Here is a 6,430-nt window from a genome sequence, read left to right as displayed (position 1 = left end):
CGGCCGCGCGCACATGCACAGCGTCCCGATCCGGATCGGCGTAGACGGCTACGCTCGCGATCCCGGCATCCCGACAGGCACGGGCAACGCGGACAGCGATTTCGCCACGGTTGGCGATGAGCACCTTACGCATGCTCTCTCTTCCCTTTTCCTTGATGAACCATCCTCCGTGGATGGTCGGTTGCCGGTCTGGCGCGGCCCCGCTCGGCCGGTCTCCGCCGGTTCGGCAGCCACTCGCGCCTCATGGACGGATCATCCCGGGCGAGTGGTGGCCGGCGGGCCCGGTGCGGCAGGGTTTGCCGCCTCCGATGACAAGTGTGACGCCCCCGGGGGTCGCGCCGTTCCCAGGAACGCGCCCCATCCCGGGTGACGGGGGCGGGATCGCCGTACGGCGAGCGTCCGCGGACGCGGGGCGTCCAGCCGCCGCTAGGGGGGCGTCCGCTGGGACTTCGCGGCACCGCGGCGCCCGGCACCGGCTCCCCGGGCGACCGCCGGGAGGTTCCCCGGGCTCCGCGATTCACGCCCACCCATCGGACATCCCCCTACCCCAGGGCCCGCTTGAGGAAGTCCAGCACCACGTCGGCATAGGCCGCGGGGTCGGTGCGGAGCCCGGCCAGGTGCTCCGCGTTCGGCAGGACATGGGTCTCGGCCTGCGGGAAGCGCTCGGCGAAGGCGTCCACCGAGGAGGGCGGCACCACCGCGTCCCGCTCCCCGGACATCACCAGCAGCGGCACCTGGGCGAAGGGGCCGGCCACCGGCGGCGGCCACTCGGCCCCGATCATCGCGTTGCTCACCGAGCACAGCACGCTGGTGACCACCGCCCGGGACGGCTCGGTGCGCAGCAGCGACGGCAGGGGCAGCGCCTCGGCCTCCAGGAACTTGCGGAACAGCGGCGGCACGTCATGGCCGGGGCCGCTGTCGCAGACCACCGCGTCCACCTCGAAGCCCTCGTGGGTGAGGGCCCACAGCGAGGAGAAGCAGGAGAAGGAGAAGCCGTAGACGGCGAAGCGCGCGCCGCCGTAGCCGCAGGCGGTGCGCAGGTGGGAGACGACCGAGATGATGTCGCTGGCGAACCGGTCGCCCAGCCCCACACAGGAGGGGTCGCGGCTGCTGGCCCCGTGGTTGCGGTGGTCGAAGAGGCAGACCGTGTACCCGGCCTGGTGCAGGAACTTCGCGTGCTCCAGGCTGCGGGTCTTGTCGCCGCCCATGCTGTGCCCGATGACCACCACCCGGTCCTCGGCACCGGGGCACAGCCAGGCGTGGACGTACTTCCCGGACCGGAACGGCACGCGCAGCTCGGTGCTGGGCATGCCGAGGTCGTCCGGGTGGCCCTGTTGGCCCCCGCGCCGCGGGTGGAACGCCAGATACGCCAGAGCCGCTCCGTACAGCGGCGCTATCGGCAGTGCGACCGCCGAGAGCGCCTGCCTGGTCAGGGTGGCTTGCCGGGCCGCTCTCCTCGACTCGGGCATCGCGTCCTCCGTGGGTGAAGGGGGTCCATCAGGACTCAGCAGGCAGTCTCACACGGTTGCGGCCGGGGCGGGGCTCAGCCGCAGCCCCCTTCGTGCCCCTGGTCGCCGGAGCGCACGGCCAGGAAGTCACCGCCGCCGGCGGCGGGCTCGGCGGCCGGTGCCCGGCTCGGCTCCATGCGGGCGCGTACCGACTCCACGAAGGCCGGCAGCCGGTCCACGCCCCAGAACTTGTCGTACCCATGGGTGAAGAAGGGGACGCCGAAGGCTCCGTCGCGGCTGAGGGCCAGCAGCGCGTCCAGCCCCTCGGTCCGCCGCAGCCCCTCGTCGTCGGCCGCGGCGGTCATCTTGTCGACCGGCAGCCCGAGGTCCGCCGCGATGGCGGCGACGGTCTCCCGCTCGCAGATGTTCCGGCCCTCCAGCCAGCGGGCCCGGTAGACCCGCTCGATGTACTCGCGGCCCAGACCCGCGTCCCGGGCCAGGAAGTAGGGCAGGTGGCAGATCTCCCAGACCGGGTCCTCGTCCACCGGCCAGCTGACCGGCAGGCCGCGGTCCCGGGTGAGCCGCCGTACGTCCTGGAGGATGTACAGGTGCTTCTCCCGGGACATGTGGACATAGGAGAACGTCCCGCCCGCCTCGTTCATCAGGCGTTCGTTCCGCTCGTCCGGTTCCCACCACGGGTGCCACTCCACCACGTCCGCCACGTCCGGGTACCGGTCCATCAGATCACGGTAGGCCAGCCAGGAGTACGGACTGCGGAAGTTGAAGTAGAAACGTGGCACCTTGCTGCGTCTGCCGGCCATGGCCCTCACTCTCTCAGCTGTTCTCGGCGCCGTCGCGGGAATCGCCTCAGATGATGATTCCGCCGTCGACCTGGAACACCGCGCCGGTCACGTACTCGGCGCCGACCAGGTACGAGACCATGTCCGCGACCTCCTCCGGGCGACCGAAGCGGCGCAGCGGAATGCTCTTCTCCGCCTGCTTCTTGACGCTGTCGGACAGCTCCGCGGTCATGTCGGTCTCGATGAACCCCGGTGCCACCACATTGGCCCGGATGCCGTACCGACCGCCCTCCTTGGCGAGCGACTTGGTGAAGCCGATGATGCCCGCCTTGGAGGCCGCGTAGTTGGTCTGGGTCGCGTTGCCGTAGACCCCGGCCACCGAGGAGATGTTGATGATGCAGCCCTTCTTGCGCTTCATCATCTCGAAGATCACCGAGCGGCAGACGTGGTAGGTGCCGTCCAGGTTGACGTCCAGCACCTGGTGCCAGTCCTCGTCCTTCATCAGCAGCAGCGGGTTGTCCCGGGTGATGCCGGCGGAGGTGACCACGACCTCGATGTCGCCCAGCTGGTCCTGGGTGTGGGCGACCAGCTCGCGCACCGAGTCGGCGTCGGAGACGTCGGCGCGCTTGCCGATCACACGGCCGCGCCCCAGCTCCGCGGCCTCCTTCTCCAGGGCCAGGGCGGCCTCGGGGTCGGCGGACTGGTAGCAGAACGCCACGTCGAAGCCGTCCTGGGCCAGCCGCAGCACGGTGGCGCGGCCGATGCCGCGGGATCCGCCGGAGACCAGCGCGACCCGCTTGTCGTTCTCGGATATGTCGGACACCGAGCTTGCTCCTCTCAGCTCTGCTCGCCGGGAGCGCCCCCGGTGAGTTCGGACGCGGGGCGCATGGCCATGGTGACCCGGCTGACGCGCAGCACGACCTGCTCGCCCACCAGGCTCTCGCCCTCGAAGATGAGGGTGTCGCCGAAGGACCGGCTGAGGGTGACGCGGTGCTCCAGTACGTCACCGGGGCGCACCGGGTGGAGGTACTCCACGTCGGAGACGCCGCCGAAGAGCATCACCTGGCCGCTGAGCACGTCCGGGTTGGGGTTCTCCCAGGCCGCCAGCACACCGGCCGACTGGCACCAGGACTCGGCGAGCAGCACCGAGGGGTAGTGGTACGCCTCCTCGGGGGCCTTGTCGTCGAGCTCCTGGTACCAGGGCTCGTTGACGGTGACGGCCTTGAGGGCGGTCAGCCGCTCGCCGGGCACCATCTCGGTGACCCGGTCGACCAGCAGCATCGGGAAGCGGTGCGGCAGGATCCGCTTGATCTCGTCGACGGTGAGCTCGGTCATCGGTTCCCCCGGCGCTCGAAGCGCAGTTTGATCTGTGCGGACTTGCCGCGCTCGCTGGAGGCGACCGCCTTGCAGCGCAGGGCGTCGCTGTCCTTCACCTTGGACCAGGTGAGTTCGGTGGTGATGGTGTTGCCGGGGAAGACCGGGCTGAGGAAGCGGGTCGACTCGATGGCCGCCAGCATCCAGTCGTCGCCCGGCTCGGGCAGCGTGGCCAGGGCGCTGTGGTGGACGTACTCGATGATGCACACGCCCGGGAAGATGGGGAATCCCGGGTAGTGGCCGGCGAACACCTTCTCGGAGGGCTCGACCAGCACCACGGTGCGGGCGGGGCCCTCGCCGGTGCCCGGGTCGGTGACCTCGGGCGTGCCGTCGACCGGCGTGCAGAACTCGCGGGTGGTGGTCACGGTCACTTCCCGAGCTTCTCGTCGATCAGGTCGTACGCGGCCTGGAGGCAGGTGATCTTCTTCAGCTGCTCCTCGTCGAGCTTGATGGAGTACTTCCGCTCCAGCACGACCATGATCTCCAGGGCCATGAGCGAGTCGACGCCCAGGTCCTCGATGAAGTCGGCCTCGTTGGTGATCTCCGCCTCGTCCACGTCGAGGACGTCCGCGACCACGGTGCGCAGCTCGTCGATGTCGAGGGTGGTGGTCTCAGCCATGGGTGTCTCTCCTTGGTGTTCCGTGTCGGGGGTGGTGTGCGGGGTCAGGCGGTCAGCTTGGCCAGCTGGGCGGAGGTGTCGACCGGGACGGTCTCGGCCTCCTTGGCGATCCGGCGGATCATGCCGGTCAGCTGGCGGCCGGGGCCGATCTCGACGAACCGGGTGCAGCCGAGTTCCTCGAAGAGGGTGCGTACGCCCTGCTGCCAGCGGACCGGGCTGGTGAGCTGGCGCAGTTCGAGGTCGGGCCAGACGCCGCCGCCGGTGTGCGGGCGGGCGTCCACGTTGGCGACCACCGGGGCGTGCTCGGCGGCGAAGTCCGTGGCGCGCAGGGCGGTCTCCAGGGCGGAGGCGGCGGCGGCCATCAGCGGGCTGTGGAAGGCGCCGCCGACCGGGATGCGGATGACCTTGCCCTCGTTCTCGGCGGCGAGCTCGGACAGGGCCGCCACGCCCTCGGCGGTGCCGGAGATCACCACCGCGCCGGGGGCGTTGATGTTGGCGACCCAGACCTGGTGGCCCGACTCGCGGGCGCGCTCGGCCAGTTCCTCGACCGCCTCGCCGTCCAGCCGGACCACGGCGGCCATGGTGCCGGGGGACTGCTCGGCGCTCTCCCGCATGGCCCGGCCGCGGGCGGCGACCAGGCGGGCGGCGTCGGCCAGCCCCAGCGCGCCGGCCGCGTACAGGGCGGTGTACTCGCCCAGGCTGTGCCCGGCGTAGGCGGCGACCTCGCCGAGCACTCCGGCCTTCCGCGCCTCGTGGTAGGCGAGGACCTCGGTGCCGAACACCGCGATCTGCGCCAGGTCGGTGCGCTTGAGGGTCTCGTCGTCGGCCTTCAGGAGCAGTTCCTCGGCATCGATGCCGGTGTACTCCGAGATCTCGGCGACCAGCGACCAGGACTCGGTGTCCCGCCACGTCTCCCCCATGCCGTGCTTCTGGGACCCCTGTCCCGGAAACACCAGCGCCGTACGGACGTCCGTCGTCATCTCACTGTCTCCTCGTGCGTGTGGCGGAGCCCGGTCTCACCGGGTCCGCAGCAGGGCGGCGCCGACCACACCGTCCCGGTCCACCGAGGTGACCAGGGCGGTGCTGCCGGGCTCCGCGTCGCCGCGCTCGGCGAGCGACAGCACCGCGGTGATCTGGAAGGCCGCCGAGGCGGCGTAGGTGTCGCCGATGGCGTCGGCGGGGGCGATGCGGCGCGGCCGGTGGTCGCCGAACACCTCGGCGAGCGCGGCACGCTCGGCCTCGCCCTCGGCGCCCGGGGCCCGCGAGTCGGCGACCGCCCACACCTCGCCGGCGGAGGTGCCGGTGCGCTCCAGCAGCCGCTCGACGACCTCGGTGAGGACCGGGTGGGCCTGCTCGGGGCCGGCGGCGAAGCCGAACTCCAGCCCGGCCACCTCGGCCAGTCCGCCGCGGCCGTGCTCGGCCGCGGCCTCGCCGGTCTCCAGCAGCCAGACGGCGGCGCCCTCGCCCAGCAGCGGGGCGTCGGCGCCCTGCGGGCGGGAGTGCCACTCCAGCCAGGCGCGGGCGCTGGAGAACTCCTCGACCGCCCCGCACAGCACGGTGTTGGCCCGGCCGGCGCGCTGGAGGCGCAGCGCGTACTGGAGGGCGAGCAGTCCGGTGGCCCGGCCGCCGGCGATGGTGGTGTTGGGGCCCTTGAGCTTGTGCCAGATGGCGGACTGGCCCGCGGCGCAGTTCATCACCGTGTTGGGGAACTGGGCCGGGTCGACGAAGAAGGGCTTCTCGCTGACCAGGGAGTCGCGGGTGAAGTCCATGATGGACTGGGCGCTGCCGGTGCTGGTGCCCAGCGCCAGGCCGGTGTCCTCGCCGACGCCGGGCAGCCGGGCGGGTTCGCCGTCCGCGGTGCGGTCGGTGAGCAGTTCGCGCAGGGCGGTGACGGCCAGGCCGGTGGCCCGGTCCATGGAGCGGGTGCCCTTGCGGCCCAGGATGCTCCTGATGTCGAAGTCCGGGACCAGGCAGGCCTGCGGGTGGGGGACGGACCAGGTCTCGGGGTCCAGCGGGGCCTTGGCCTGGCGGCCGGCCGCGAGGCCGCCGGCGAAGTCGTCCCCGCTCAGGCCCCAGGGGGATATGGCGGCCCAGGCGGAGATCAGCGGGGCGCCCGCGGTGGTGGCGGAAACCATGGGTGCGTGCACTCCTTCGGTCGGGGTGGGGGCGCCCTGGTGGCGGGCGTGGTG

The 6,430-nt window shown here is 71.9% G+C and carries 9 protein-coding genes; all 9 read right to left on the bottom strand.

Going from position 1 to position 6,430, the window contains the following annotated elements:
- The coding region (locus tag E4099_RS27420; protein WP_135341814.1) for a biotin carboxylase N-terminal domain-containing protein at positions 1-133 on the bottom strand (133 nt) is incomplete at its 3' end.
- A gap of 409 nt (positions 134-542) precedes the next feature.
- Positions 543-1,469 (bottom strand): alpha/beta hydrolase, encoded by a 927-nt coding sequence (locus tag E4099_RS27415; protein ID WP_135341813.1) that lies wholly within the window; start codon positions 1,467-1,469, stop codon positions 543-545.
- Between the two features lie 74 nt (positions 1,470-1,543).
- The gene (locus tag E4099_RS27410; RefSeq protein WP_135341812.1) at positions 1,544-2,269 is read right to left on the bottom strand and encodes a 2-hydroxychromene-2-carboxylate isomerase; all 726 of its coding nucleotides are present in this window, start codon (positions 2,267-2,269) and stop codon (positions 1,544-1,546) included.
- 46 nt (positions 2,270-2,315) lie between these two features.
- On the bottom strand, positions 2,316-3,062 hold the full coding sequence (gene fabG, locus E4099_RS27405; RefSeq protein ID WP_135341816.1) for a 3-oxoacyl-[acyl-carrier-protein] reductase: 747 nt from the start codon (positions 3,060-3,062) through the stop codon (positions 2,316-2,318).
- A 23-nt stretch (positions 3,063-3,085) separates the two neighbouring features.
- Entirely contained in the window at positions 3,086-3,583 is a 498-nt protein-coding gene (locus E4099_RS27400) for a 3-hydroxyacyl-ACP dehydratase FabZ family protein (RefSeq protein ID WP_135341811.1), read from the bottom strand.
- Positions 3,580-3,993 carry a 3-hydroxyacyl-ACP dehydratase FabZ family protein gene (locus E4099_RS27395; RefSeq protein ID WP_245245212.1) on the bottom strand — a complete coding sequence of 138 codons (414 nt, stop codon included), beginning with the start codon at positions 3,991-3,993 and terminating at the stop codon, positions 3,580-3,582. Before E4099_RS27395 ends, E4099_RS27400 begins: the two co-directional genes overlap by 4 nt.
- Positions 3,990-4,241, bottom strand: a complete 252-nt coding sequence (locus E4099_RS27390; protein WP_135341810.1) for an acyl carrier protein — start codon at positions 4,239-4,241, stop codon at positions 3,990-3,992. The genes E4099_RS27395 and E4099_RS27390 overlap by 4 nt, the downstream gene beginning before the upstream one ends.
- A 44-nt stretch (positions 4,242-4,285) precedes the next feature.
- Positions 4,286-5,221 (bottom strand): ACP S-malonyltransferase, encoded by a 936-nt coding sequence (locus E4099_RS27385; protein ID WP_135341809.1) that lies wholly within the window; start codon positions 5,219-5,221, stop codon positions 4,286-4,288.
- 36 nt (positions 5,222-5,257) lie between these two features.
- Positions 5,258-6,430, bottom strand: a 1,173-nt coding sequence (locus E4099_RS27380; RefSeq protein ID WP_425348278.1) for a beta-ketoacyl synthase N-terminal-like domain-containing protein, incomplete at its 5' end; no start/stop codon positions are given.

Origin of the sequence: Streptomyces palmae, from assembly GCF_004684805.1 — a bacterium.
GTDB classification, from domain to species: domain Bacteria; phylum Actinomycetota; class Actinomycetes; order Streptomycetales; family Streptomycetaceae; genus Streptomyces; species Streptomyces palmae.
The sequence above is the reverse complement of the archived record's forward strand: the minus strand, read 5'-3'. Positions and strand labels throughout refer to the sequence as shown.